A 25452-nucleotide genomic window follows, 5' to 3' on the forward strand; every position below is an offset into this window, starting at 1 on the left:
CGTCAAAACGAACCGACAGAGCGTGATGAAACCCTCGGTAAATTCAACTATGTTCTACCAGCATGAAATCCCGAAGTTATTTCCGAACAGCTCCTAAGGTAGCCGTGGACAACGCCAATCAGGCCGATCAATGATGGTAGGAAGACGATCCACCGAGTGCTTAGCATTCGACTGTCTGGTGAATTCCACAAGTCTTTCATGAACGCGACAAGAATTGCGTACAGGCCGGTCCCAAATATCATCGCTCCGTAGAGCATTCCCAAGCTGTCGACTGTGTCAGCGATGAACGAGGATGGCATTCGATTTGCCAGCACCTGCAATAGTAAGAAACTAGCAAGTCCACCGAAGGTAGACAGAATCAGCAGACGTGAAAGTTTCATGAGAAGTTCTCTATGGATAGGTTACTGGGGCGTGGCGTAACAATTAACAGAACGCCACCAATCACCCGGCGGCGACGAGGGATTGTGCATTTGAAAACGTCCGACTTCGCCGCTCGGGCGCATTGGATTGATATTCGAACAGTCGACTTGTGTCGCACACTGCGGCGTCAGAAGGACGTCCTGACCGATCGCAAATGCGATCACCATATCGTCCGTCCAGTCGACCCCAAAAACAACCGTAGTCTCTTCGTTCTTGGTAATTCCGTTGTCGAGTTCGGTCCGTATGTCAGTGGCGAATTCGATGTCGCAGTGTCCAGTTGAGTGTTCATCGTTGGTACGTTTAGCCTCGCACCAAAAGAGGAGATTCCTCGTGGACTTCATTACAGCAACCACGCTTGCGGATGGGTGAATCGTACCGACCGGAAGCTCAAGTTCGTTCGGTCCGAACTGCACGTCATCATAGACTGCACGAACCTAAAGAAAATGTGGCCGGTACCGTTGCAGCTATTTGGTACCGCACACCTTTATTCTCATCCACCTTTTTCTAATCGGTGAGTGCGGCTGTTTGACGGGAGCGGGCGAGTTTCGAAGATTGCGGACTTCGTCCGCTTGGGTGACTTTCCAGGGGACAGCAGTGTGCTTCCCGTCCAAGTGCCCCTCGGATACCAGCAGAGGGGTTGATTGTGGCATGTTCGCGGGGGAGGTGCAAGTTTTTTGTTGGTTTGTCGGGGGGAGAGTTGTGTGGGGTTGGTGGGTGAGTGGTTTTTGTGCTGGGGGTTGATTGGGGTTTGATTCTTGATCTCAGTCTTTCTCTTAATCTTGATCTTTGGTTTTGGGGTGGCGGGAGTTGGGGGTGTTGGGGGTGAGGCTGTTGGGGCTTGATGGTGTGCGGGGGCTGACCGAGGGCCTCGGTCGCCTACGGGGGTGGGTGGTTTTTTGTGTCGGCCCGCTGGGCCTGGGGGTGGCTGGTATTGGGGGCGGTTGGTATTGGGGGCGGTTGGTTGGGGGCGGTTGGTTGGGGGGTGATTCTTGATCTTAATCTTTCTCTTAATCTTGATCCTGATCTTTGGTTTTGGGGTGGCGGGAGTTGGGGGTGTTGGGGGTGAGGCTGTTGGGGTTTGATGGGTGCGGGGGCTGACCGAGGGCCTCGGTCGCCTACGGGGGTGGGTGGTTTTTGTGTCGGCCCGCTGGGCCTGGGGTGGCTGTTTGTTTTGTGGGGTGGCGGGAGTTGGGTTGTGGTGGGGATGTTGGGGCGTGATGGTGTGGGGGGCTGAGCGAGGGCCTCGGTTAGCTACAGGGGCGCGTTGGCGGTGCGAAGGTTTGCAACCAACCCGTGAGAAGTGCTGCGGATTTCATTCAGAGTTAAAATTGCTTCGCGCTGGCATTTCATGGGGCGGGGCTGAATATTCGTCGTTGGCCAGTTATAATGCGCAGGATTATTTGATCATTCACGCCTTACTGCAAAAACTCGGCTCCGCTCATGTTGGTTACGAAGTGCCCTCGTTGTCACGAATCAGTCCGGGTACCTGATGCGTTATTAGCCGGGAGCGGCGCCGCTCAGACGGTACAGGCCAAATGCCCGTGGTGTTTGGAAACGTTGTCCGGCAAGGAAATCAGTGAGGCGATGCCACCGGCGCTGGTGATCGTCGGCGACGAAGCTGAATTGGCGGGCGACTGGGATGGCGACAATTGGTCAGGGTCGCAGGACGCCCCTCCGGAGGCGTCGGCGATGGGCCCCGTGGCAGCGGCTGGATCCGCAGCGTCCTCGTCAGTAGGCGTCGCACCCATGGCAGCAGCGGGAGCAGGTGCGATGGGATTGGCGGGTGTCAATTTTGATGAACCGAGCCCGAGCGAAATGAAAGTCGACCCGTCGAGTGCCACGGTCGAAGATTCCGATTTCTCTGACATGGAAACCGTCGAAGAGCTCGGCGAAGTCAGCTTTGAGACCGCCGTGGACACGCAGTCGGATATCGCGCCCGACGTGGGGATCGTTTCCGAAGAGGATCTTTCCGTCGAAGGGTTCGATGGCGACTCCAGCGACGATGCGGACTCGCTCGCGGCCACGACTGCGATGACTCCCGAAATGATGGAAAGCGAAGATACGGATGATCTTTCCGCGTTCATGGTCGATGAAGACGACGCACGTGGCACCAAGCCGGCCGAAATCATGATGGACGTCACATCTCGCCGGCGTCGTCGCAGCGGATCACCGATCAAGACGATGCTCGGTGTTGCCCTGGGAGGTGCGCTGTCGTTGCCGATCGTCGGCACGATTCTGCATTTCCTCGGCCAAGACATCCCCGTCATCAGCGACGTTCTGCCAAGAATCGGTGGATCTAAAACGCAGGTCCGTGCGAATACTCCAATGCCGCTGGACAATTTCGAGCCGCGCGTCGTTGAGGATGAACCGGTCACCGGTCGGCCGATTGGCGAAGAAATCGGTGATGTGACGGGAGCCGAGACCACTCCCGATCCCGCCGCTGCGGCGTTGAGTGAGATCACCGGCGAGACTCCCGGCATGTCGTTACCGGGCGATGTCGCGGCACCTGCCGAAGTTGCATCGGAAGACGCGTTCGCACCGACTGACAATTTCTCGCCCGTGGACAATTCAGAGCCCGTTGATAATTTGCTGCCTAATGACAGTGCATCGGCAGTCGAGGAAATCGCCTCCGCCGAGACGCCTGCGTTCAGCGAACCCGGAGCGATGGGATTGCCTGATTCGTTTGAACCGGCCATGCCTGAACTTCCGGAATCGGACAGCGATTCTAGCGATCTGTTCGCGGGCGGCTCTGAAGAACCGGAGGCGATCGCGTCTGAGATTGCGGAACCTACACAACCTGAACCATCGATGCCGGAACTGCCGTCGTTCGACCTCGCGTCGGAAGTCGCCCAGGTCAGCGGTTCGCTCGCCGAAATTAAAGCGATGGACGCGAGTGATCCTCAACGGGCTTCGTTGATCCAGCAAACGTACGAATCTCTCTCGGGGCTCGCCGGTTCGGTACCCAAGGAATCAGTCTCCGAGTTGCGTCCCGTCCTGCGTGAACTCGCGTCCGACGTGAGCGTGGTTGTGGCGTTTGCGAAATCGACGCCTGAATGGATCGCCCGAACGAGCGAAGAGCGTGGCGGCGATGGTGCCTTGGTCGTGGGTAAAATGTCCAGCATCAATGGCCAGAACACGTTTTTGTTAAGCAGCAAACAAGAAGTCCCCGTCTCACTGCCCGCGGACGTCGACACCGCCCCGAGCGGAATTCAAATCGGACTCGGCCAGGTTCAAGGCAGTGGACGAGACGCGACGTTATCGTTGGATTTGATCCAAGGCATCAACCCGTAGCGGTTGGTCTGCGGCCTAACGTCGGGCAGAAAGCGAGTTTGTCGTTCCTCCTACTCGGCGATCCGTGTGTCGCCGCGATTCTGGTTCTCGCGCCAGTCTTCTCACTATCGCATTTGCGATATCTGCTATCGAATTATCTGTTGTCGCGATCGGCGCCTGAGGGTGTGCGATGGTTTGGCGAACGTCGTTGTCTTTAGTAACTGCCTCAATAACTGCATCGTGTGCAGGATTGCCGTATCGCGTTCGGTTTCTGCCGCAAACCTACGGAACCGTTCGCCGGAATCGCGGCGCGATCGCTTAAGACGCCGTGTGTGAGTTCGGGCTCTTTTGCTCGCGTGAGAAGTGTCCTCGTTGGACCGGGCAGAAGTCTATGGAGGCGTTTGGCGAGGCATCCCAAAACGCTCGTTGATCGGGTGCCGTTTGCGCGATCGGCATATCCGTTCGTCGGTTCCGTCAGTGAGTCTTGTTTAGGTTAAGAATGCACATGCAAATGTGTGACCTAGCTATTCAGTGTGACAGCGATTGGGTAAGAATAGGCTCCTCAATTCAAAGGGAAGAGGATATATGCTTACCATCGAAAAATTTTCGTTCGGCGTCGGTGATCGATTCGCACACCAAGCCGCCGCGCAACTTCGCGCATTTCAGAAACTTGCTGCCGACGGTGTCGATGTGGCTCCGGTTTGGAATAAATCCAACCGCGAGCACACGTTTGTCGGGTCGCAGCCACAGAGCGTGTACGACGCGGCGAAGGTTGCCGTGGACGAACTCGGTTGGGACAAACCTTGGCACGTCGACGCGGACCACATTCAATTGGCAACGGTCGAGCCGTTTCTCGCGTGTAGCGATTTCTTCACTCTCGACGTCGCCGACTCGATCGGCAAAGCGGCTTCGGACAGCGAAGTGGACGCGTTCATCGATCGCCACGGCGAATTGATCGGCACGTTGGAGTTGCCCGGTTTGTCGAGTCCTCTGAACGTGACGAAGGACGATGTCCGCCGCGTCGCACAACAGTATTTGCTCGCCGTGAAAGAGGCGTCGGAAATCTATCGGCACCTCGAATCGGTCAAAGGCAAAGACGGTTTGATCGCGGAAGTTTCCATGGACGAAACGGACTCGCCGCAAACGCCACCTGAGTTGTTGATCATTCTCGCGGCGTTGGCTGACGAGAAGGTGTCCGTTCAAACGATCGCACCGAAGTTCACCGGTCGTTTCAACAAAGGCGTCGATTATGTCGGCGATTTGAAGCAGTTCGAACGTGAGTTCAACGATGACCTCGCGGTGATCGATCACGCGGTGAAGGCATACGGATTGCCAGAAGTCTTGAAACTGAGCGTTCACAGCGGCAGTGACAAATTCAGCTTGTACCCGATCATCCGGGAATCGCTCAAACGCACCGGTGCCGGCGTACACCTGAAGACCGCCGGAACGACATGGCTCGAAGAGTTGATCGGTTTGGCCGAAGCGGGCGGTGACGGTTTGGAACTCGCCAAAGAGATCTATGTTTACGCGTTGCAGCACGTTGACGAATTGTCGGCGCCGTATGCGAGCGTGATCGATGTGGATCGCGACGCGCTTCCTGATGAGGCGACCGTGAAGGGTTACAGCGGCAGTGAATTCGCATCGGCGATTCGGCACGTCCAATCCAACCCGATGTTTAATTCGAGCATGCGTCAACTGTTGCACGTCTCGTTCAAAGTTGCCGCGAAGGCCGGGTCTCGTTACACGGATCTGCTCGTTACGAATAAAGAAATCGTTGGCAAACAAGTCACCGAAAATATTTACGATCGTCACCTGCGGCCGTTGTTCATCGGCTAATCGGACGTTCGTTACACGCGGCGTCACCACCGACGTGGATGATGCCGCAGCGGTTCTTCGGCAACGGTTCTCGATTCGGGACCTCGCCGATTGAGCGAAGAGGGGCACCTATCATTGTTGCTCTGCTCGCGAAGATCCGTCTGACGTCACCGAGTTGTTTCGAACCTTTTATCCCCACTAAGAATCTCGACATGGAAACTCGCAAACTAGGCAAAACTGATCTCGAATTGCCGATTCTCAGTTTCGGAGCCTCGTCGCTCGGGTCGGAATTTCGCAGCGTTCAGCTCGATGACGTTTTCGAAAGCGTGCGTACGGCACTCGATCTCGGTTTGAACTTCATCGATACCTCGGCCTACTACGGACGCGGTAAATCGGAAGTGTTGCTCGGCATCGCACTTCAGGACGTGCCTCGCGACAGCTACACGATGTGTTCCAAGTTGGGACGTTACGACGTCGACAAGTTTGACTTTTCCGCCAAACGTGTCGTCGAGAGCGTCGACGTCAGTCTGCAACGACTCGGCACCGATCACCTCGACATCATTCTTTGTCATGACATCGAGTTCGTGCCACTGGATCAGATCGTGAGCGAAACGTTGCCAGCGCTTCGCAAGATTCAAGAGTCGGGCAAGGTTCGCTATGTCGGTATCAGTGGGTATCCGATGAAGGTGTTCCGCGAGATCTCGGCACAGGCGGACTTGGACTGCATCTTGTCGTACAACCAGTACACGCTGCAGAACACAACGTTGGCCGACGAGATGGTTCCTGAGTTGAAGGCGAAGGGTGTCGGTGTGATCAACGGTGGTCCGTTCGCGGCTCGCTTGTTGACCAACGCACCGTTGCCGGATTGGCACAAGGATCCGCAAGAGGTTCGTGACGCGGCTCGCAAGGCGGCTGAACACTGCGAGAAGAACGGTGTCGACATCGCTCAGTTGGCACTGCAGTTCTCGTGTGCGAACCCTGACATGACGACCACCGTCGCCGGCAGTGCGAACCCGAACAACATCCGTAAATGGGCCCAGTGGCTCGCCGAGCCGATCGATGAGGCTCTGTTGGCGGACGTGTTGAAGATTTTCGAACCGGTTAAGAACATCGGGCACCCCGAAGGGCTCCCCGAGAACAACTAATCCATGTTTGGCCGGAGCGGACCGGCCGTCATGAATTGAGGCCCGGACAAATGGCGGCCGGGCAGCTTGAGAACGGATGGTTCTCGATCGGTCGCGAATGGTCGTGCCTCCGTTTGATGTTGAAGATGCACATGTCCGCAATGGCGGAGAGAACAGAGACGGTCCGGCGTTTCGAGATCGATTTGGCAGCGTCCACAAAATCGTCGCAGTGTTTCGCCGGGAGGCGGGCACCGTTCACATGACACCAATCCAATTCGCTAGACTCGCTGAGTTCGCTTTCCTGTACTCCAACCTTTGACTTACCCAACTGACAATGAAAGCTCTTCAACTCGAACAGCCCAAGACGTGGAAGACCGTTGACATTCCCGAGCCATCGGCACCGGCGGCGGGGGAAGCACTCGTGCGAATCCATCGCGTCGGCGTTTGTGGAACGGACCTTGGCGGATACTTGGGTAAGTTTCCGTTCTTCTCCTACCCTCGGATTCCCGGTCATGAATTGGGCGTTGAGGTTTTGGCCGTTGGAGAAGGCGTGACGAACGTCGTCGTTGGCGACAAGTGCTCGGTCGAACCGTACATCAATTGTCAGAAGTGTTATTCGTGTCGTCGCGGATTGACGAACTGCTGCGAACATCACCAAACACTCGGCGTGATGTGCGACGGCGGATTGACTGAAAAGATGATCCTGCCTGCACGCAAACTGCATGTTGCCAATAACCTGACGTATGAGCAATCCGCTCTCGTCGAAACGCTCGCCATCGGTTGCCACGCCGTCGATCGTGCTGCGGTAAAATCCGGCGAGAACGTGCTGGTGATCGGTGCCGGACCGATCGGATTGTCGGCGCTCGAGTTTATCAAGGTTGCCGGTGCACGGCCGATCGTGGCCGACATCAGTGAAACCCGTTTGCAGTTCGTCCATGAAAAGATGGGTGTCAACGATACTCTGAAGGTCACCGGTGAAGATGTCGACATCGAACAACTCGATGCGATGACGTCGAACCAGCGTGCCGATGTCGTGATCGATGCGACGGGAAACCATCATTCGATGGCCCGTTCGCTGGAACTCGCCGCGTTCGGTGGCCGAGTGGTTTACGTCGGCATCACGCAGCAAAACCTCAATTTTCCACACGCCCCCGCGATGCACCGACGTGAATTGACGTTGATGGCATCTCGCAACGCCCTTTCGCGGGACTTCACGCGGATCATTGAACTGATCGAGAAGGGCACTATCGATACTCAACCTTGGATCACGCATCATGCGAAGTTCGAGGATGTTGCCGCTTCCTTCCCCTCATGGACCGATCCCGAAACCGGGGTGGTCAAGGCAGTTATTCATGTCGATTGAATCAACAGAGCCGGACGCGATTGATGACGCGAACGGTGTTACGGCGTCACCTGGATCCGTATCTCGTGGCATCGAGGTGATCCCCAAGGAATACTTCGCGGCGTTTGTCTTGACGACATGCTGTTTCGCGTTGTGGGGGTTCGCCAACGATATCACCAACCCGTTGGTGAAGGTGTTCAAGGAAGTCTTCCAAATCAGCAACACGCAAAGTTCGCTGGTTCAGTTTGCGTTCTACGGAGGCTATTTCACGATGGCCTTGCCTGCGGCCTATTTCATCCGCAAGTTTTCGTACAAGGGCGCGATCATGGTCGGGTTCGCTCTGTACGCCATCGGTGCGTTGTTGAGCATCCCGGCGAGTTTGAATCAGAACTTTTGGATCTTCATTGCCGGTTTCTACGTGTTGACGTTTGGGCTCGCTTTCTTGGAAACGAGTTGCAACCCGTACATTCTCGCGATGGGACCACCGGAAACGGCAACGCAGCGATTGAATCTGGCCCAGGCGTTTAACCCCATCGGATCGTTGACCGGGATGGTGATCGCCACCACGGTGATTGCTCCCAATTTGCAGGTCGGCGAGTTCCGATCGAGCGTGGAGAGCAAAACGCCCGCGGCGGTCGCGTACGTTGAAAATGATTATCCCGATGGGCTGCCGAACTTTGCCGAGGAATACGGAACGCTCGATGAAGCGGTCGGAAAAGGCCTCGCCAACATGCAGGTCTCTGATCCGGAAGTGTTCAAGACGATGCAGTTGCACGATCTCGCGGTCGTTCGCACTCCTTACGTCGTGATCGCAATCGTCGTGTTGTGCTTCCTCGGTCTGTTCGCGGTCACCAAAATGCCAACGTTTGCATCGGAACATCCCGATGCTCCGATGAGTGAAATCATAGGTCGTTTGCTGAGCAAGCCGCATTACCGTGAAGGTGTGGTCGCGCAAGCGTTCTACGTGGGTGCTCAGATCACGTGTTGGACGTTCATCATTCACTACGGGATGGAGTTGGTGAGCCTGTCGCTCGCCGAGGCTCAGACATGGAACATTGCCGCGATGGTGATCTTCTTGACTAGCCGGTTCGTTTGCACGTTTTTGTTGAAGTACATCAGCCCTGGCAAATTGTTGTCCGTACTCGCCGCGGCGGCGATTGCGTTCACCGCCGGTGCGATTTTCCTCGAAGGAAAAACGGGACTGACGTGCCTCGTTTTGATCTCCGCCTGTATGTCGTTGATGTTCCCCACGATTTACGGGATCGCACTGAAGGGACTGCCCGCCGAGGAAGCGAAACTCGGTTCGGCCGGGTTGATCATGGCAATTGTCGGTGGTGCGTTGTTGCCGCTGTTGCAAGGTAAGTTCATCGACGAACTCGGCGTTCGTAATTCGTTCTACCTGCCCATGATTTGCTTCATCGCAATCGCAATTTTCGGAGTGCGGACGTTCACACGATTTGAGCAGTCCGAGTCTGCCGCGGCCTAACCGCTGTGGCGTGGGAATGATTCCTTCCACCTGATTTCTATTTCCCCGGACGAGTGAATGCTCTCCGGTTCGACGGCTCCTGCGTCATGGACGTGGCGGTGCCGTGTGGTTCTGCATGTTCCTACCAAATCCCCTCGTTTCTCGGTAGCACATCATGAAAACGATTCGACGCTTATCCCTGACGCTCTCCGCAGTGGCGACGATGTTCGTCACCACATCGCTGCCCGCCCAATCGACGACCGCGGTCGATCGCACGGCGCCGCACCCGAAGGTCGCACCGGCTGTCGAGAAGATCGAGCAAGTCGCTCAGGCGGGCCCGTTCAAAGCGGAATGGTCGTCACTCGAGAAGTATGAAATCCCACAGTGGTACAAAGACGCCAAGTTCGGCATCTTCATTCACTGGGGAGCCTACAGCGTTCCGGCGTTCGGTAGTGAGTGGTACCCGCGGCAGATGTACATCAACAAAGGCCGGCGGGGTGATAACTTTTTCGAGCATCACATCGAAACCTACGGGCCGCAAAAGACGTTCGGGTACAAAGACTTCATCCCGATGTTCAAAGCGGAGAAGTTCGACGCGAGCGAGTGGGCAAAGTTGTTCAAGGAAACGGGAGCCCGGTACGTTGTGCCCGTTGCCGAACACCACGACGGTTTCCCAATGTACGACTGCAGTTACACCCGTTGGGACGCGACGGAGATGGGGCCGAAACGTGATGTGATCGCGGAATTGTCGAACGCGATTCGAGGCGAGGGGCTGAAGTTCGGCGTCAGCAGTCACCGGGCGTTCAACTGGATGTTCTACGTTCGCAACGAGAACTACGACAATGCGGACCCTCAGTACGCCGATCTGTACGGCCGTCCGATGCCGTTCCTGTTCAAGGACAATGCGTGGGACTATCAGAACTTCTTCCCGCCGCAGGATGACCAGTTCAAGGACGATTGGTTGGCCCGATCGTGTGAATTGGTGGATAAGTACCAACCTGATCTGTTCTGGTTCGATTTCGGCATCACGCCCAGCCGTGATACGAAGTACCAAGACAACAAATTCTCGGGGCACCTGCAGAAGTTCGCGGCCTACTACTACAACCAATCGAGCCAAGGCGACGGTCCGATCGGGATCATCAACTACAAATGGAATGCGTTCCCCGAAACCGCGGCCGTTCTCGACAAAGAACGTTCGAAGATGGACGAGATCCGCATCCCGTTCTGGCAAACTGATACCGCAGTCAGTTCGAGTTCATGGGGTTACACCGAGAACCAAAAGTACAAAACGCCTGACCGCCTCGTCGATGACTTGATCGACATCGTTTCGAAAAACGGTTGTCTCTTGTTGAACGTGGGGCCTCGATCCGACGGAACGATTCCAGACGAAGATCAAGCGATCCTGCGTGCAATCGGGGGATGGCTGAAGATCAACGGCGAATCGATCTACGACACTACGTATTGGAAAACGTTCGGCGAAGGTCCGACCACGGTTTCGACCGGGCACGTTTCGGAGTCCAAGGACAAACCGTTCACGGCCAACGATGTTCGCTTCACGCAAAAGAATGGTGTTGTTTACGCCACCATTTTGGCGTGGCCTGAATCAGGCGAAGTCACCATCCGTGCGTTGGCCGAGGGGGCGGAGCATTGGCCCGGAGACATCAAGTCGGTCGAGATGCTCGGCAGTGACGAGACGATTTCGTACTCGCGAACCGACGCCGGTTTGACGGTAAAAATGCCATCGAAGAAACCATGTGATTTCGCTTACGTGTTGAAGCTCACGAAGTAATCCGGCTCGCCAACACGTTTCAATCAAACGGCAGGTTTGCTTTGCTCGGGTCGATGATCCGAGAAGAGTTGCCTGCCGTTTATTTTTGACACGTTAGCACGGCCGCACATCGCGGCCACTCGCCCGCGTGTTGCACGTGAGCGGTCACGCCGACCTCGGTGAGTAATCGTTGTTCGGCCGGGGAAACCAACCCGGCGGTGATGTGCCGATATCCCGGTTTGATTCGGCAGACGTTGGCGATCCGTTTGAGTAAATCGGAGATGCCGTTTTCGGGAACCGTCCAGATGACGATGCCGATGATGGATCCACGAGTGTCGGTGGCGTGTCCGGTCAGGCGAGGCAGCGACGGTGTGGCTTCATCGGCGATGGTAAGCTTCCATGTTGACTCGGGACGCCGCGGTGAATCGGGGCTCTCGATCCACCGCACGAATTCACGATGCAGCAACGAGTCGGTCGAACCGACCCACCAAATGGACAACTCCGTCGACGGTGCTGAGTTGACGGACGGGGTGGCCGACGTTTCAGGCGATGTTCCGGCCACGTTTGCTTTCGCGTGAGGCGATTGAAACGGCGGGGGCGTCATGAGTCGCCACTGAGTTTGCGCAGTAACCTCGCTCGGCTAATTCCCAACCGGCGAGCCGCTTCGGCTTTGTTGCCATCGGCCGCTTCCATGGCCTGCGCGATGAGGCTGTCTTCGTATTCGCGGAGGGTCGCGTCGAGTGACTCGAGCTTGAAATCGCGAGGCGAAGGTGGACGCGGGCCGATGGTGAGTTCGTTGCCGTCCTGAACCACGTGAGCGGACACGTGTTGCGATGTCCGGTATGACCGGATCGCGAGCGGTAGGTGTTCGCGTCCGATGCGATCGCCCGGTGCCATGTCGTTGGCGAAACGGATCGCGGACGTCAATTCTTCCCATTGTCCCGGCCACGGATACGATCGCAGCAGATCGAGTGTTTCGCGAGACAATCGCGCCGATCGCACCAATCCGGATGCGATAAGTTCGAGGTCATCTCGCCGCGCCGAAAGTGAGGGAATGGTGATCGGAAAAACGGTCATCAAATCGGTGAGCGGTTCGATCATGGAATTCGACGACGTCGCTTCGTCGTGACGAATGCCGATCAAGCGTAACCGTCGAGGCCACGTCTCGAGCCATTCGCTCAATCGGGTTTGACCGTCGGTGGGCATTTCGTCGAGACGATCGAGGCACAGGGTGCCGGTGACGTCTGAGTTTTCGCGAATCTCGGCGATCACGGGCGAGGCGTAGGCTTCCAACAATTCGGAATCCATCAGTGACGCATCGAGACAAACGAGAGCTTCCCCCGGTGCCGATGCGTGGTGGATCATCGACGCGAGTTCGGCGGCGCCACATCCGAGCGGTCCGTTGAGCGAAAGGTGACAACGGATTCGACAGGCGAGTTCGACACGGGCGCGGAATTGGCGGGACGTGGACGACGTGCCCGCGATCAGCATCGTGGCTTGTCGTTTCTGCTGGGCGCGGAATTTGGAGATTTGTTCATCGAGTTTGGCAGACTCGCGAACGCCTTGTTCGCCAAACCAACGCGTCCATGGCACATCGGCGTCGGCGACAAATTCTCCCAAGCATCCCAAGACGAGCGGAACGCCGGGCGATTCGCTCTCGTCTGAGTCCTTCGCGATTGGTGCGAGTTTGACGAAATGCGCGGTCACAACGCGGGTTTCAGGTCGATGCGCGGGGTGTCCGGATGACTGCCCGTTAATCGGATCGGTTGCGGGAATGTGCAATCGCCGGGTGAGGTGGCCGCGATCGGGTTTCGTTCCGGTCCACATGATTGGGTCCGGTGTGATCGCCGCGGCGATGGTCTCGGGCACATTCTCATCAACCCCGAGCCACGCGAGCATTTCGGGGGAGAGATAAACCAACGAGCCGTTGGCGTCGATCAACCAGATGCAGGCTGACGTCGACGCGAGCAATCGCGGTAGAGAAAAGGGCCGGCCGCGTCGTGGCGGAGGCCCCGCAGAATTCGAACGAGTTGTTTGGCTCAGAGCGTGTTCGCTCCTCGTTTAGAATGTGTCCAGGATGAAGTGGTGTCCCTTGTGGAACCGGCGGTTACTTGGATAGTAATTGTGCCACTTCTTATTGTAGACAGGGATTCGCATCTCGGTCGGGTAGCGATGGTAGAGACTATCGCTGCTCTTGAAATATTCTTGTCCCCAGAAGTTTTGGGGATAGTAAACGTAGGGGTAGTGATAGAAGCGGTTCCAGTCGACGTTGGCTGCCGAACTTCCCCATGCTTGCCCGAACGCTTGTTGGTTGCCGTATCCAGCACCGGGGCCTCCCATGGCACCGCCCGACATTCCGGGAGCGGGCATTTGAGCCGATGCGGTGGAGCAGGTTGCCGCGGAAATCGCGATGACGCCGCAGGCGATGGACATTATTACGAATCGACGAATCACGTGTATTTCCCGTTAGGCGACACGAGCACCGCTGACGCGATCGGCCGGATGGCTCCAGCGTCGGCGAACAAGTGCTCTGAGATGGCTACACCCGTTTCATCGGCACAACCCGGTCGATCGGTTGAGTCCTTTCTACCGTGAAAATCGGAACTCAGGCGATTTAGGGGAGTCGCGGTGAGACGCGAAAGCCACCCGTCGGCTACGGTTGGCCGGCGAGTTGCAGCCCGTCGAGCAGTTCGACGGCGGCATCGGATTTGTTGAGCACGTAGTAATGAATGCCCGGCACGCCGTTTTCCAGCAAGTCGATCGTTTGCTTGCGAGCGTGCTCGACGCCGACGCGGAATTGGTGCTCGGGGGCATCGTCGCGGGTCATTTCGGCTTCGAGACTGGCCGGAATCGCGGCTTTGCACATTCCGGCAATTCGTTGTGCCTGTTTGAAGTTGGTGACCGGCAACACGCCCGGAATGATCGGCACGTTGATGCCCGCGGCGACGCAATCGTCGCGGAATCGGTAGAAGTCCGCGTTATCGTAGAACAATTGGGTGATGACGATATCGGCACCCGCGTCGACTTTCCGTTTCAGGTTTTCCAGGTCCGTTTTCGCGTCGACGGCCTCTTGGTGAACTTCGGGGTATCCCGCGACCGCGATTCCGAGATCGCCGAATTTGGCTCGGATCAAATCGACCAATTCGTTGGCGTAACGCAGTCCACCATCGGTGACGCTGAATTCGGTCGATCCCTTGGGCGGGTCCCCACGCAGGGCAACGATGTAGTCGACACCGATGTCCGTGGCCCGCTGCAAGTATTCACACAGTTGGTCGGTGTTGGATCCGACGCAGGTCAGGTGAGAGGCGACGGGCAATTTCGTCAGCTTCTTGACCCGTTCGAGCACGTCCAACGTGGTTCGCTGGCTCGATCCGCCCGCCCCGTACGTGCAGGTGAAGTATTTCGGATTGAACTGCATCAACCGTTCCACGTTCTCACACAGCGAATTGATTCCCTCGGCAGTCTTCGGTGGGAACAATTCGAAGGAAATGGCACAGCCATCGGAGCTGTATTGGTCGGCCAGTGTCATGCGTGTTTCGTTGGATTATGGGGCAGATCGTTGCGTTTTATTCAGGGACGGGCAAACCGCGTCAGTTTGCCGCCTCTGTTTGAACAGACCAGTATAGGCGGATTGGCGTTCGTGCCAACTTCCTAACGGTGAAAACAACGACCCACCGGGGATCACGACGCTGGCACGGACCATTGGATGGCCGAAATCGGACGATCGGGCGTGACGGTCAGCGATTTTGGTCCCTTCGAAGACTCATCGCCGGCTGCTGGGGTTCGCGTCTCGGGTTGAGAATCCGGCAACACCAAGAAAGTGCTGATGGGGGCCGCGTGCAGGTGATCGTGAGACGACGCGCCGCGGTTTTGCGGTTCCGACGAAGGTTTCTCGAACAACGTGCATCGCAAATGCGTCGGTCGCCCCTCGGGCATCGCGACTTCGAAGAACCACCACGCGTGTCCACCTTCGCCGCGGCGGCCAACCCAATGGTACTGGTCAGCGACGGGAGCAGGCGTCTTTGGCGTTTTCATGTCACGCAAGTTTCCGAACCCGATGCGGCGGCGGATGACCGACAACGCCGCTGATTCCAACGCTTCTTCGTCGCCGAGGAGCGAATCGGTTTCACGCGAGGACACCGTTCGCAGCAGTTGTTGTTCGTCGGTGATTCGCAAACGCAGAGCGACTTCCACCGTGCCGGTTTCGCCGTTCCACTGGATCTCGGCCAGCGATTCGGCGGCCGGGTGTAACAGCATGCTCGAGAGTAAGACGAACGCGCACCCGATCATTCGGATTTACCCGCGTTCGTGTCCGCAGCGCTGCTCTTGCGTTTGCGGTTGGGCTTTGACTTGCCGGGGCGAGCAGATTCTTCCTTGGCAGGTTTGTCATCGGATGCTTCGGAGTCGGATGCTTCGGAGTCAGATGCTTTGCCAGTGGATGATTTGGAATCGGAGGTCTCTGATTCGGCTCCCTTTTCTTTGGAAACCTTCTCGACGGAGTCCTTCTCCGATTTGTCTGATGCGTCGTCCCTGTCATCGGAGTCATCCTCGTCGGAATCGGTTTCGTCGTCGTCATCATCATCATCGCCACGTGCCTTTTGCATCGCGTTCTTCTTCTTTTCATCCTTGAACAGTTTGAACCGGGTGGGTTCGAGTTTCGGCGGCCAGTGATTGTTCGCGGTGTCGGTATCGGCGATTTCGCGTTTGGGATCGATTTCGACCCGCACGATTTCCTTTTCCGTCAGCAGCAGCTTTTTGACTTCTTTGGAATTGTATCGCCAGATTTCCGGCGGCAGCATCAATTGCTCTTGGGTGCTATCCGCGTAGTAGACCCGCAACGGAATCGGCATCACGAGGCCGCCCTTGTTGATGAACTTGAGCACGTAGAACTGCGTCGTTCGTTGCAGCAACGCACGCTCGTCTTCGTCGAGTCGGTCGAGGAATTTCTGATACGTCTTGCGATCGGATTCTTCGACTTTGTCTTCGTCGTATTCCGGGGAATTGTAAAAATCTTTCAGGCCGGGCTGCCATTCGATGCGTCGGGGCAGATTGCGGTTGAGTTCATCCGAGGGAGTGTCTTCCCGTGTGTCGTCTTCGCGACGTTTGCGCTCGTGAGCTTCATCGGGATCACCGCTGTCAATCACGTACAGTTCCACTGAATCGATCGCGATGTCGACATGTTCGGTGCTGTAGAACCATCCTCGCCAGAACCAATCAAGGTTTGTTCCGGCGGCGTCTTCCATCGAACGGAAGAAGTCGGCGGGCGTGGGCCGTTTGAATTTCCATCGGCGGCAATATTCCCGAAACGCGAAATCGAATCGTTCGCGACCAAGGATGGTGTCTCGCAAAATGTTCAGTGCCGTGGCGGGTTTCGCGTATGCGTTGGCGCCGAATTGCAGAATTTCGTCGCTGCCGGTCATGATCGGTCGTTGGCGTCCGCCCCGCATGTAGGGAACGATTTTTTCCGCCGGACCACGACTCGATGGATAGTCTTCTTCCCATTCTTGTTCGGCGAGGTATTGCAGGAACGTGTTGAGGCCCTCGTCCATCCACGTCCACTGACGTTCGTCGCTGTTGACGATCATCGGGAAGAAATTGTGGCCGACCTCGTGAATGATCACACTGATCAATCCGTACTTCGTCGCTTTGCTGTACGATCCGTCGTCTTCGGGGCGAGGTCCGTTGAAACAGATCATCGGATACTCCATCCCATAGACCGGACCGTTCACGCTGATGGCGACGTCGTAGGGATAATCGAATGTGTATCGGCCGTAGACCTCGAGGGTGTGTGCGATTGCCTCGGTCGAGTACTGACTCCACAGCGGTTCGGCTTCGTTGGGATAGAACGACATCGCGGTCACGGTGCGATCACCGATCTGAACGGGCATCGCATCCCAGATGAATTTGCGACTGGCCGCCCAGGCAAAATCACGGACGTTCTTTGCGTTGAACACCCATGTCTTCGTCTCGACCGATTTGCCGGACTGTTTGCCCGATCGTTTCTTGGTCTTGGATGATTTGGAAGCACGCGCCGTCTCGTTCGCCTTGGCTTCCTCAGGTGTGACGATGAAAGTGGGTTTGGTGTTTTCGTGAATCGAACCGAGCCGCTCGATCCATTCCTCTTTCAAAACGTCCTGCGGGTTGGACAACGTTCCCGTTGCCGTGACGACCATGTCAGCGGGCACGGTGATGTTGACTTTGTAGTCGCCGAGTTCCAACGTGAACTCACCACTGCCGAGGAATTGGTCGTGCTGCCAACCGGTGTAGTCGGTGTACGCGGCAACGCGAGGGAAGCATTGAGCAATTTCGTAGATCGCGTTGTCGTCTTCGTCGAAGTATTCGTATCCGCCGCGGGCTCGAATCACGGTGGCATCGACGATGTTGTAGTGATACGCAATCGCGATCGTGGTGGACTCTCCCGCGGGCAACGGTTCGGGCAGATCGACCCGCATCATCGTGTCGACGATCACGTGATGCAGTTCCGATTCGCTTTCGCGTGCGGATCGTTTGCTAGACCGCTTCGGCGACTCGGCCAGCGTGACTGAGTCGATGTTATATCCGCCGTCGAATGTTTCTTGGGCGAGCAGCGATTGCACGGACTTGAATGGCGATCTGCCCCCGAGCGAGGGTGCGGTGCGGCTTTGCACGGCGGCCGAATCGTTGCGGAAACGGTTCTGGTCGAGTTGGAACCAGACGTAGGTGAGCGTGTGAGGTGAGTCGTTGTGATAGGTGATTCGGCATTCACCCGAGAGACTCCGTTCGGAATCGTTCAGTGTGATGTCGATGTCGTAGTCGGCCCGTTGTTGCCAGTAGAGCGGTCCGGGGGCGCCCGAGGCGGTGCGGTAAACACCCGGCGTCGGTAACCAGCTTTGGATCGGGTGGAACGGGTCGCGAGCGTCGCTGTGTTTGAGATTGGGTAGCGGTTGAGCGGAAACCGAACCTGCACAAACGCACGCCAAGACAATCAAATAGACGAATCGAATCACAAAACACCTCAAAGCCACGAATCACGAGAAGCGATCATCATAATCGCAGATCAGTGGATTTCAGCCCCGGCGAAGCCGGTTCGTTCATTCTTTGACGGAGTGGTTTCGATCCCTCAAACCAAATGCCTATAAGGTTTTAGGAACGCCCGTTAAAGGCCACGTCCGAGCAAGCGTCAAAACAAGTTTGGGCTGAATTTTCGGATGCCGGGACATGCCAATACCGGCAAAGCAAAAGACGTGATCGCAAGTTCGACGGCACATGCTTTCGCAAACGTTGCTTCGGCCTAATTGGTTTGTGCGCTTTTTGCGGTGAGGGCTTCTTCACGGACCCAGCACGCCGCTGCGTGATTCTTCGGCGGCAGTTCGGGACGATCGGTAATGCATCGATCGATCTTCACCGGGCATCGGTCTGCGAACGCGCATCCGGGATAGTAAACGTCGGGTGACGGAACCTCACCGGACAGGACAATACGCTGCCGCTTCGACGCGATTTCGGGATCCGGCACCGGAACGGCGGAGAGAAGGGCTTCCGTATAAGGATGTTTGGGCCCGGCGTACAAGTCTTCTGATTTCGCCAATTCGACGATGCGTCCGAGGTACATCACGCCGACGCGGGTCGCGATGTGGCGAACGATGGCCAGATCGTGAGCGATGAACAGATAGGACAATCCGAGTTTCTGTTGCAGATCCATCAACAGGTTGATGATCTGAGCTTGGATGGAAACATCGAGTGCCGAGACGGGTTCGTCGCATAGGATCAAATCGGGCTGGACCGCGAGTGCCCGGGCGATTCCGATCCGTTGCCGCTGGCCGCCACTGAATTCGTGGGGGTATCGGTTGAGGAACCGTGGGTTGAGTCCGACGAGTTCCATCAAACGGAGGACTTCGAGTTTGCGATCTCGGCCGCGTGCGAGCGAGTGTACGACGAGCGGTTCGCCAATAATTCCACCAACGGTCATTCGCGGGTTGAGCGACGCGAACGGGTCTTGGAAAACCATCTGAACGCGTCGGCGATATGGCAACATCGCCGCATCGGACATCCCGGCAATCGAGACTCCGTCGACGCGCACGTCGCCGCTCGTCGGAGAAACGAGGTTGATGATCGCTCGTGCGGTGGTGGATTTTCCGCATCCCGATTCACCGACGAGTCCGAGCGTCTCGCCGCGGGCGATGTCGAACGAAATGCCATCAACAGCGCGGATGACCCCTTTTTGAGAGTTGAACAACGATCCGCGTCGAAACGGAAAGTGCACCTTCAGGTCACGGACACTGAGCAGCGGGGTGTCGGTCGAATTCATTTGAGTGTCATTCATTGACGCGTCTCCCCGGTGTTGACGTCGGCGTGGCAGGCGGCCAGGTGCGGTTCGCTGCCGAGGCTCTCACGCGGCGTCAGAATCGGATCGTCCGTTTGGCAACGCTCGAACCGATGTTCACAACGATCACGGAACGAACAACCGACGATCGGCTGCGACAAGTCCGGCGGTTGACCGGGGATCGCGGCGAGTGGTTCGTCGCGGTTCGATTCAACGTTCGGCAATGAACCGAGCAACCCGATCGTGTAAGGATGTTGGGGGGCGGCGAACAGTGATCGGACGTCTGCTTTCTCAACGATCCGTCCGGCGTACATCACCAACACGCGGTCGGCCACGCCAGCGACGACGCCGAGATCGTGCGTGATCAACACAATCGCGGTTCCCTTGCGTGCCTGCAGGTCGGCGAGCAGTTCCATGATTTGCGCCTGAATCGTCACGTCGAGCGCCGTTGTCGGTTCGTCGGCGATCAACAGTTCTGGTTCGCACGATAAGGCCATCGCGATCATCACGCGTTGCCGCATCCCGCCGCTGAATTGATGCGGATAATCTCGCAGCCGTTTCTCGGGCGCGGTGATGCCGACGAGGCCTAGCATCTCGATCGCCCGCTTGCGAGCATCATGCCGCGTCAGACTGAGGTGCAACCGTGTCATTTCGGTGAGTTGCTGTTCCACCGTCATCAACGGGTTCAGCGCTGTCATCGGGTCTTGAAAGATCATCGCGATGTGTCGGCCGCGGACGCTTTGCAGGCCGCGATCGGACATCGACAGCAAATCGCGGCCGCCGAAGAACGCCTGCCCGCTGTCGATGTTTCCCGGCGGTTTGGGGACGAGGCCCATCATCGCGAGGTTCGTCACACTCTTGCCGCTGCCGCTCTCGCCCACGATCGCAACGGTTTCTCCGGCGCGGACGTCGAAGGAAACGCCCCGGACCGCGCGGACCATGCCCTCGTCGGTCTTGAAGCTGACGTGCAGATCGTTGACCCGCAGAATCGGCTCGTCAGAGGATTTCGTTTGAGACGATTCGGTTGCAGTCGTCGTGTTTTGAGGATCCGTTTGCGTCATGATCGGTTTTTCATTTTCGGGTCCAAGGCGTCACGGAGTCCATCGCCCAAGAAGTTCAGTGCGAACAACGTTAACGCGAGTGCCGCGCCGGGAAAGACCACCACCCACCAAAACAGTTTGACGATCGAGAGAGCTTCGACGCCGTCGTTGAGCAACAGTCCGAGTGAAACGTCGGGCGGCGAAACGCCGAGCCCGAGGAACGACAAGAACGCCTCGAACAACATCACCGAGGGAATGGTCAGGGTCAGATAAACGATCACGACACCGAGCGTGTTGGGCACGACGTGGCGGAAGATGATCCGTGCCGGGGATGCCCCAACGGTTCGAGCGGCCTCGACGAATTGTTCATGTCGCAACGAGAGGACTTGGCCACGAACGACGCGGGACATTGTTAACCAGTAGATCGCACCGATGATGATGTAGAAAATCGTGATTTGCTCGATGCCGTACTGATCGAGGATTTTCTTGACGCTGTCTTCGCCCAAGAACGTGACCAAGAAAATAACGACGAAGATGAACGGGATCGAATACAGCATGTCGACGATCCGCATCATCACGGCGTCGACGGTGCCTCCGAGATATCCCGCGATTGCACCGTAGCTGACCCCGATGATCAAACTGACGATCGTCGCAACGATTCCGACAACGAGCGAAACTCGCGAACCCCAAAACACACGTGCGAGTAGATCGCGTCCGAGTTTGTCGGTTCCAAACAAAGAGGGCACTGCCCAGTCACCGAAGATTGCCACTCGCACGCGGCACATAGTGAACGCGACCGGGCCGAGTTGATTCCACAATTGATTGAACGGGTGTTCGACGGTGGCTCGATTATCGAACGCTTCGAGACGTTCGGTTCGTTTGGACACGTCTTCGATCGCCAGGATTTCGGCACGTTCCTCCGCCACCTCGGCTTGATACTTTGCCAATTGCGATGTCAAACGACCGTCTTCGAATTTCAAACCGTCGCGACTGCCCATGACGACGGTGTCGAAATTTGGCGGCAGGAAACGACGGTTGTTCAGGTCTTTGTCGACGGGGCTCTGCAGCGGCAGTAACGGCGTGAAGATCGCAGCCAACATCAACGTGACGAGGAACAAAAGCGACGCCATCGCCGGTCGGTTTCGACGCAAACGACGCCACGCGTCTTGCCATAACGAAACGCCACGGATCTCGCGAGACTCCTGGAGGATTCTCGCCAGTGCCGCTTCGTCGGGCCCCGCAACGGGACGTGACGGAAGGGAGGGAGGAGTTGATTCGCTCATTGCAATTTCACCCGCGGGTCAATGACGGCGTACGATAAGTCGACCAACGAATTCATGACGAACAACAACACTGTGTAGGTCAGCACCATGCCCATCGCGAGCGTGTAGTCGCGTTGGGTGGCGGCGTAGATGAAGTGGCTGCCGATTCCGGGTAACGCAAAGATTTTCTCGAGTACGAGCGAGCCGGTCAGGACGCTCGCCGTGGCCGGACCGAGGTAGGACACCACCGGCAACAGGGCTCCGGGCAGGACGTGTTTCAAAATCACCGTTTTCTTTGGAAGGCCTTTTGCGAATGCAGTCCGCACGTGTTCGCGGCCGAGCACCTCCAACATTCCCGCTCGCGTCAATCGAGCGATGTACGCCGCGACGGGTGCCCCCAAACACAAGGCGGGCAACGCCACCTGACGCAGCGTTCCCCAACCGGCGGCGGGGAAGATCGGGATGATGAACACGAACAACAGAATCGCCAGCGATGCTAAGACAAAGTTCGGTATCGCGATCCCGAGCACCGCCGTTCCCATCAAAGCCAAGTCGCCGACGGATCCTCGATAAACGGCCGACACCACCCCCGCGGTGACACCGAGCGAGAGGGCGAAGACGAGAGCCAGGATCGCGAGTGATGCGGAAACGGGGAAGCCTTCGGCGAGCACTTCGTTGACCGTGTAGTCCTCGAGCCGGATTGAAACGCCGAGGTCACCGCGGGTGACGATGCCGACGAGGTAATCGGTGTACTGCTCGATCGGTGGTGCGTCGAGGTTGTAGCGTGCCCGGAGTTGGCGTTCGATCGCCGGAGGCACCGTTCGCTCGCTGCTGAACGGGTTGCCGGGGACGGCTCGCATCAGCACGAACGAGACCGTGTACACCGCCCACACCGTGAGCAGCATCCATCCGAATCGCCGGATCGTGTAACTGAGTATGTCTTTCACTGGGCCGATACCCTTTCTGCGTTGTGGCGAATCGACACGCTGGGCCGGTCGCGGTGAGAGCTGGAATTGGGTGGTGCCAGGGGAACCGAAACTCGCCGTGGCGTGTTCCTCGGTTCCTTGCGGGCTGACTCATTTGACAGTCGCGTGACGTCGGTCTCGTCGCGACGCCCCGCATTCAAAATCGGGAGGCCCGGGAACAGTCCGTTGCCCGCGACGACTCGAGGTTGGCTTTGCCGTTTGGCGATGACATCGGACCCGGCCGACTCGTCGATGCTCATCAGGTGCAACGGGTGCAGATCCTGTGGGCTGGGGAAGAAGCCCTTGATTCGCGGTTTGACCATGTTGATGCCCACGTAGAAATACAGCGGGATGACTGGCATCTCGTCAATCCAAATCGCCTCCGCTTCGGCGAGCAGTTTCATTCGCGTTTCCGCGTCGCTCTCCGCAGCGGCGGATTTCAGTAATTGATCGAACTTCGCGTTCGACCAACCCGTGCTGTTTTGCGGGCCATCGGTCAACCAAAGATCCAGGAACGTGTTTGGGTCCGCGTAGTCGGCGATCCATCCCGCACGTGCGATGTCGTAATCGATTTGGTTGGTCTTATCGAGGAAGCTGCCCCATTCCATGTTCTGCAATTCTAACTTCACGTTGAGGTTGTTTTGCAATTGTTGCTGGACGACTTCGGCGATCGCTCGGTGACCTTCACTCGTGTTGTACAGCACCGTGATTTTTGGAATGCCACGCCCACCCGGGTACCCTGCTTCGGTGAGCAACCGTTTGGCTTCGGCGAGGTCCGGTTTGAACCCTGGCGGTGGTTCGTAGCCCGCGATCCCCGGCGGCACCAACGCGTAGGCGGGGACTTGGCCTGCCTTAGCAACCTGGTCGACGATTTGTTGTCGGTCGATCGCCATCGAGATCGCTCGACGAACTCGCGGGTCGTCGAGCGGTTTGCGGGTCGTGTTCATGCGAAAGAAATACACCGACAACATTGGAGCGGCGTAGAAGTCGTCGCGTTGTTTCAGCGTTTCCATCAGGGCCGTGGGCGGGTCGGTGACCCAATCGATTTGTCCCGTCTCGTACATGTTCAGCGCCGTGTTTTGTCCCTCGGTCGATAGCGCATCGATCGTTTCGATCGCGACGCTGTCGGCATCAAACCAACGTGGGTTTTTGACTAAGCGGACTCGGTCACGCAAGCGACGCATTCCGACGACGTAGGCGCCGTTGGAAACGATGTTTTCCGCTTTCGTCCACATCGGCATGCCGTGTTTTTCGATCACGTGACGCGGTACCGGGAACAACGGATAGTACGCCGTCAAACTCGGGAAGTATGGCAGCGGATCTTTCAGGTTCACTCTCAGCGTGTGGTCATCGGGAGTCTCGATGCCGCCGAGTTTCGAGAACGCGACGAGCACGTTGTGCACCCGCTGCGTGTCCTCATCGGCGACGGGAGAATTAGGGTCGGCGGTGAAGGTTTGCTGTGTCGTCGGTCCTTCCCAGTCGACTTCGCCGGAATCATCGACTTCCGCGACGTCGAGGACAAACACCCACGACTCCTGCCAGTTCAGCATGCGTTCTTCGCGGTCCTCTTCCGTGGCACCGTTAGCGAATTCTGGTTCAGGCGGTTTGCGGATTTCACGTAACGTGCCGTACCGCATCGTGCCGCGGGGGAAGTTCTGGATATTCAGTTCACCGGTATCGGCCTCGGTCGTTCCATCGGGATTGGGGCGGTCGAACAATTCGACTTCACAGCGATCGCCGACTTCAACGAGTCCAGAACTGAATTGTTCAGCAAAGGGGACACTGAACAATTGAAAGTTGTATTCGCAGGCCGTCGCCGGGTGCAGCATTCGGGTCCACGACCAAACGAAATCCTCCGACGTGATCGGCACGCCATCGGACCACACCGCGTCGTCTCGCAAATGAAACGTGTAGGTGAGTTTGTCGTCGGATACTTCGTAACTCTCAGCAACGGCGGGTTGGGGGGACATCGGTTGCAAACCCGTCACGGGGTCAGGGGCGCCTTCGGGCAGCATTTGCAACAATCCCGAGAAGATGCCGAACAACACACGGCTTTCGGGTTGGCCGGTCGCCCGGTGCGGGTCGAGCGTTTTAGGGTCGGTCCCGTTTTGAATGCTGAAGTCGGCCGGAGGCATCGAGTCAAAGCGGGTCGCCCAAACGACGGCGATCCCCATGACCACCACGGCGAGGATCACGAAAAGACGTCGCAGTTCAGGAGGCATATTTTGACGTTCGAAATTCGGGGGGGAAGGCGGCTAGTGACTCGCCATCGGCTTGAAGTTCAGAAGACACGGCATGGTGACCGAGGTCCGTGTCGAGCACGGGATTAACCGTACCGCCTCGGTGAATCGTTGAATGGGGAGTGACGCCACAGGAATGAGGTCCGCGTTCGATGATTGGATCGGTTTCGTCAATATCGCCGCGTTCATTTTCGTGTTGTGCGCCGAACGAAATGGTGAGTCTTGTTTCGGTATGCCCGTATTCGATTGCTACCGGTGCGGTCTCCGCAATTGCTCGCGTGCGGTCTCCGCAATCATAACGGAGTCCACACACGTGTGTAGCATGCAACGACCAATCGAGATGCAGAACATCGCTAACACCACGCTGTTGGTCGCTATTGGGCAATTGTTACGAAATATCATCCGCAACTGCAACGCAAATCACCCGCGGCGTTTGGGATAC

The 25452-nt window shown here is 57.2% G+C and carries 18 protein-coding genes; 6 read left to right on the forward strand and 12 right to left on the reverse strand.

The features are described from left to right. The first annotated feature begins 1860 nt into the window (after positions 1–1860). The 6 genes from FHS27_RS14510 (at position 1861) to FHS27_RS14535 (ending at position 11225) form a co-directional block, all read left to right on the forward strand. On the forward strand, positions 1861–3711 hold the full coding sequence (locus tag FHS27_RS14510) for a hypothetical protein (protein WP_184305647.1): 1851 nt from the start codon (positions 1861–1863) through the stop codon (positions 3709–3711). A gap of 564 nt (positions 3712–4275) precedes the next feature. After that, positions 4276–5526 (forward strand): tagaturonate epimerase family protein, encoded by a 1251-nt coding sequence (locus tag FHS27_RS14515; RefSeq protein WP_184305648.1) that lies wholly within the window; start codon positions 4276–4278, stop codon positions 5524–5526. 191 nt (positions 5527–5717) lie between these two features. Further along, positions 5718–6650 (forward strand): aldo/keto reductase, encoded by a 933-nt coding sequence (locus tag FHS27_RS14520; RefSeq protein WP_184305649.1) that lies wholly within the window; start codon positions 5718–5720, stop codon positions 6648–6650. Between the two features lie 313 nt (positions 6651–6963). Beyond that, a complete protein-coding gene (locus FHS27_RS14525) occupies positions 6964–7992 on the forward strand; it encodes a zinc-binding alcohol dehydrogenase family protein (protein WP_184305650.1) in 1029 nt (342 codons plus the stop codon). After that, positions 7982–9457, forward strand: coding sequence for a sugar MFS transporter (locus FHS27_RS14530; protein WP_184305651.1), 1476 nt, complete (start codon positions 7982–7984; stop codon positions 9455–9457). Before FHS27_RS14525 ends, FHS27_RS14530 begins: the two co-directional genes overlap by 11 nt. Before the next feature lie 202 nt (positions 9458–9659). After that, positions 9660–11225 carry an alpha-L-fucosidase gene (locus FHS27_RS14535; protein ID WP_390853633.1) on the forward strand — a complete coding sequence of 522 codons (1566 nt, stop codon included), beginning with the start codon at positions 9660–9662 and terminating at the stop codon, positions 11223–11225. Positions 11226–11304: 79 nt separating this feature from the next. Here the strand turns inward: FHS27_RS14535 and FHS27_RS14540 are convergent, their stop codons facing one another. The 12 genes from FHS27_RS14540 to FHS27_RS14595 form a co-directional block, all read right to left on the reverse strand. Next, positions 11305–11808, reverse strand: coding sequence for a hypothetical protein (locus tag FHS27_RS14540; RefSeq protein ID WP_184305653.1), 504 nt, complete (start codon positions 11806–11808; stop codon positions 11305–11307). Then, positions 11805–13175, reverse strand: coding sequence for a helix-turn-helix domain-containing protein (locus FHS27_RS14545; RefSeq protein WP_184305654.1), 1371 nt, complete (start codon positions 13173–13175; stop codon positions 11805–11807). The genes FHS27_RS14540 and FHS27_RS14545 overlap by 4 nt, the downstream gene beginning before the upstream one ends. A gap of 90 nt (positions 13176–13265) precedes the next feature. Next, on the reverse strand, positions 13266–13658 hold the full coding sequence (locus FHS27_RS14550) for a hypothetical protein (RefSeq protein WP_044254252.1): 393 nt from the start codon (positions 13656–13658) through the stop codon (positions 13266–13268). 199 nt (positions 13659–13857) lie between these two features. Beyond that, positions 13858–14733, reverse strand: a complete 876-nt coding sequence (gene metF, locus FHS27_RS14555) for a methylenetetrahydrofolate reductase [NAD(P)H] (RefSeq protein WP_184305655.1) — start codon at positions 14731–14733, stop codon at positions 13858–13860. A 152-nt stretch (positions 14734–14885) separates the two neighbouring features. Beyond that, the gene (locus FHS27_RS14560) at positions 14886–15461 is read right to left on the reverse strand and encodes a DUF6702 family protein (RefSeq protein ID WP_184305656.1); all 576 of its coding nucleotides are present in this window, start codon (positions 15459–15461) and stop codon (positions 14886–14888) included. Positions 15462–15490: 29 nt separating this feature from the next. After that, positions 15491–18190, reverse strand: coding sequence for a M1 family aminopeptidase (locus FHS27_RS14565; protein WP_315854572.1), 2700 nt, complete (start codon positions 18188–18190; stop codon positions 15491–15493). A gap of 284 nt (positions 18191–18474) precedes the next feature. Beyond that, positions 18475–19503, reverse strand: coding sequence for an ABC transporter ATP-binding protein (locus FHS27_RS14570; protein ID WP_184305657.1), 1029 nt, complete (start codon positions 19501–19503; stop codon positions 18475–18477). After that, a complete protein-coding gene (locus tag FHS27_RS14575; protein ID WP_221225120.1) occupies positions 19500–20564 on the reverse strand; it encodes an ABC transporter ATP-binding protein in 1065 nt (354 codons plus the stop codon). The genes FHS27_RS14570 and FHS27_RS14575 overlap by 4 nt, the downstream gene beginning before the upstream one ends. Then, on the reverse strand, positions 20561–21826 hold the full coding sequence (locus FHS27_RS14580; RefSeq protein WP_184305658.1) for an ABC transporter permease: 1266 nt from the start codon (positions 21824–21826) through the stop codon (positions 20561–20563). Before FHS27_RS14580 ends, FHS27_RS14575 begins: the two co-directional genes overlap by 4 nt. Next, positions 21823–22752 (reverse strand): ABC transporter permease, encoded by a 930-nt coding sequence (locus FHS27_RS14585; RefSeq protein WP_009099145.1) that lies wholly within the window; start codon positions 22750–22752, stop codon positions 21823–21825. The genes FHS27_RS14580 and FHS27_RS14585 overlap by 4 nt, the downstream gene beginning before the upstream one ends. Then, a complete protein-coding gene (locus FHS27_RS14590) occupies positions 22749–24992 on the reverse strand; it encodes a peptide ABC transporter substrate-binding protein (protein ID WP_184305659.1) in 2244 nt (747 codons plus the stop codon). The genes FHS27_RS14585 and FHS27_RS14590 overlap by 4 nt, the downstream gene beginning before the upstream one ends. Further along, positions 24982–25395: a hypothetical protein gene (locus tag FHS27_RS14595; RefSeq protein WP_184305660.1), complete on the reverse strand. Its 414-nt coding sequence runs from the start codon at positions 25393–25395 to the stop codon at positions 24982–24984. The genes FHS27_RS14590 and FHS27_RS14595 overlap by 11 nt, the downstream gene beginning before the upstream one ends. Positions 25396–25452: the final 57 nt, after the last annotated feature.

This window comes from Aporhodopirellula rubra (assembly GCF_014192335.1).
Lineage (GTDB): Bacteria > Planctomycetota > Planctomycetia > Pirellulales > Pirellulaceae > Rhodopirellula > Rhodopirellula rubra.

Bases quoted from the DNA above. Each gene is read 5' to 3' on its own strand.
- FHS27_RS14570 (WP_184305657.1), bottom strand. From the start codon at position 19,503: ATGAATGACACTCAAATGAATTCGACCGACACCCCGCTGCTCAGTGTC.
- FHS27_RS14580 (WP_184305658.1), bottom strand. From the start codon at position 21,826: ATGAGCGAATCAACTCCTCCCTCCCTTCCGTCACGTCCCGTTGCGGGG.
- FHS27_RS14520 (WP_184305649.1), top strand. From the start codon at position 5,718: ATGGAAACTCGCAAACTAGGCAAAACTGATCTCGAATTGCCGATTCTC.
- FHS27_RS14510 (WP_184305647.1), top strand. From the start codon at position 1,861: ATGTTGGTTACGAAGTGCCCTCGTTGTCACGAATCAGTCCGGGTACCT.
- FHS27_RS14590 (WP_184305659.1), bottom strand. From the start codon at position 24,992: ATGCCTCCTGAACTGCGACGTCTTTTCGTGATCCTCGCCGTGGTGGTC.
- metF (WP_184305655.1), bottom strand. From the start codon at position 14,733: ATGACACTGGCCGACCAATACAGCTCCGATGGCTGTGCCATTTCCTTC.
- FHS27_RS14515 (WP_184305648.1), top strand. From the start codon at position 4,276: ATGCTTACCATCGAAAAATTTTCGTTCGGCGTCGGTGATCGATTCGCA.
- FHS27_RS14575 (WP_221225120.1), bottom strand. From the start codon at position 20,564: ATGACGCAAACGGATCCTCAAAACACGACGACTGCAACCGAATCGTCT.
- FHS27_RS14535 (WP_390853633.1), top strand. From the start codon at position 9,660: ATGTTCGTCACCACATCGCTGCCCGCCCAATCGACGACCGCGGTCGAT.
- FHS27_RS14560 (WP_184305656.1), bottom strand. From the start codon at position 15,461: ATGCTGTTACACCCGGCCGCCGAATCGCTGGCCGAGATCCAGTGGAAC.
- FHS27_RS14540 (WP_184305653.1), bottom strand. From the start codon at position 11,808: ATGACGCCCCCGCCGTTTCAATCGCCTCACGCGAAAGCAAACGTGGCC.
- FHS27_RS14525 (WP_184305650.1), top strand. From the start codon at position 6,964: ATGAAAGCTCTTCAACTCGAACAGCCCAAGACGTGGAAGACCGTTGAC.
- FHS27_RS14530 (WP_184305651.1), top strand. From the start codon at position 7,982: ATGTCGATTGAATCAACAGAGCCGGACGCGATTGATGACGCGAACGGT.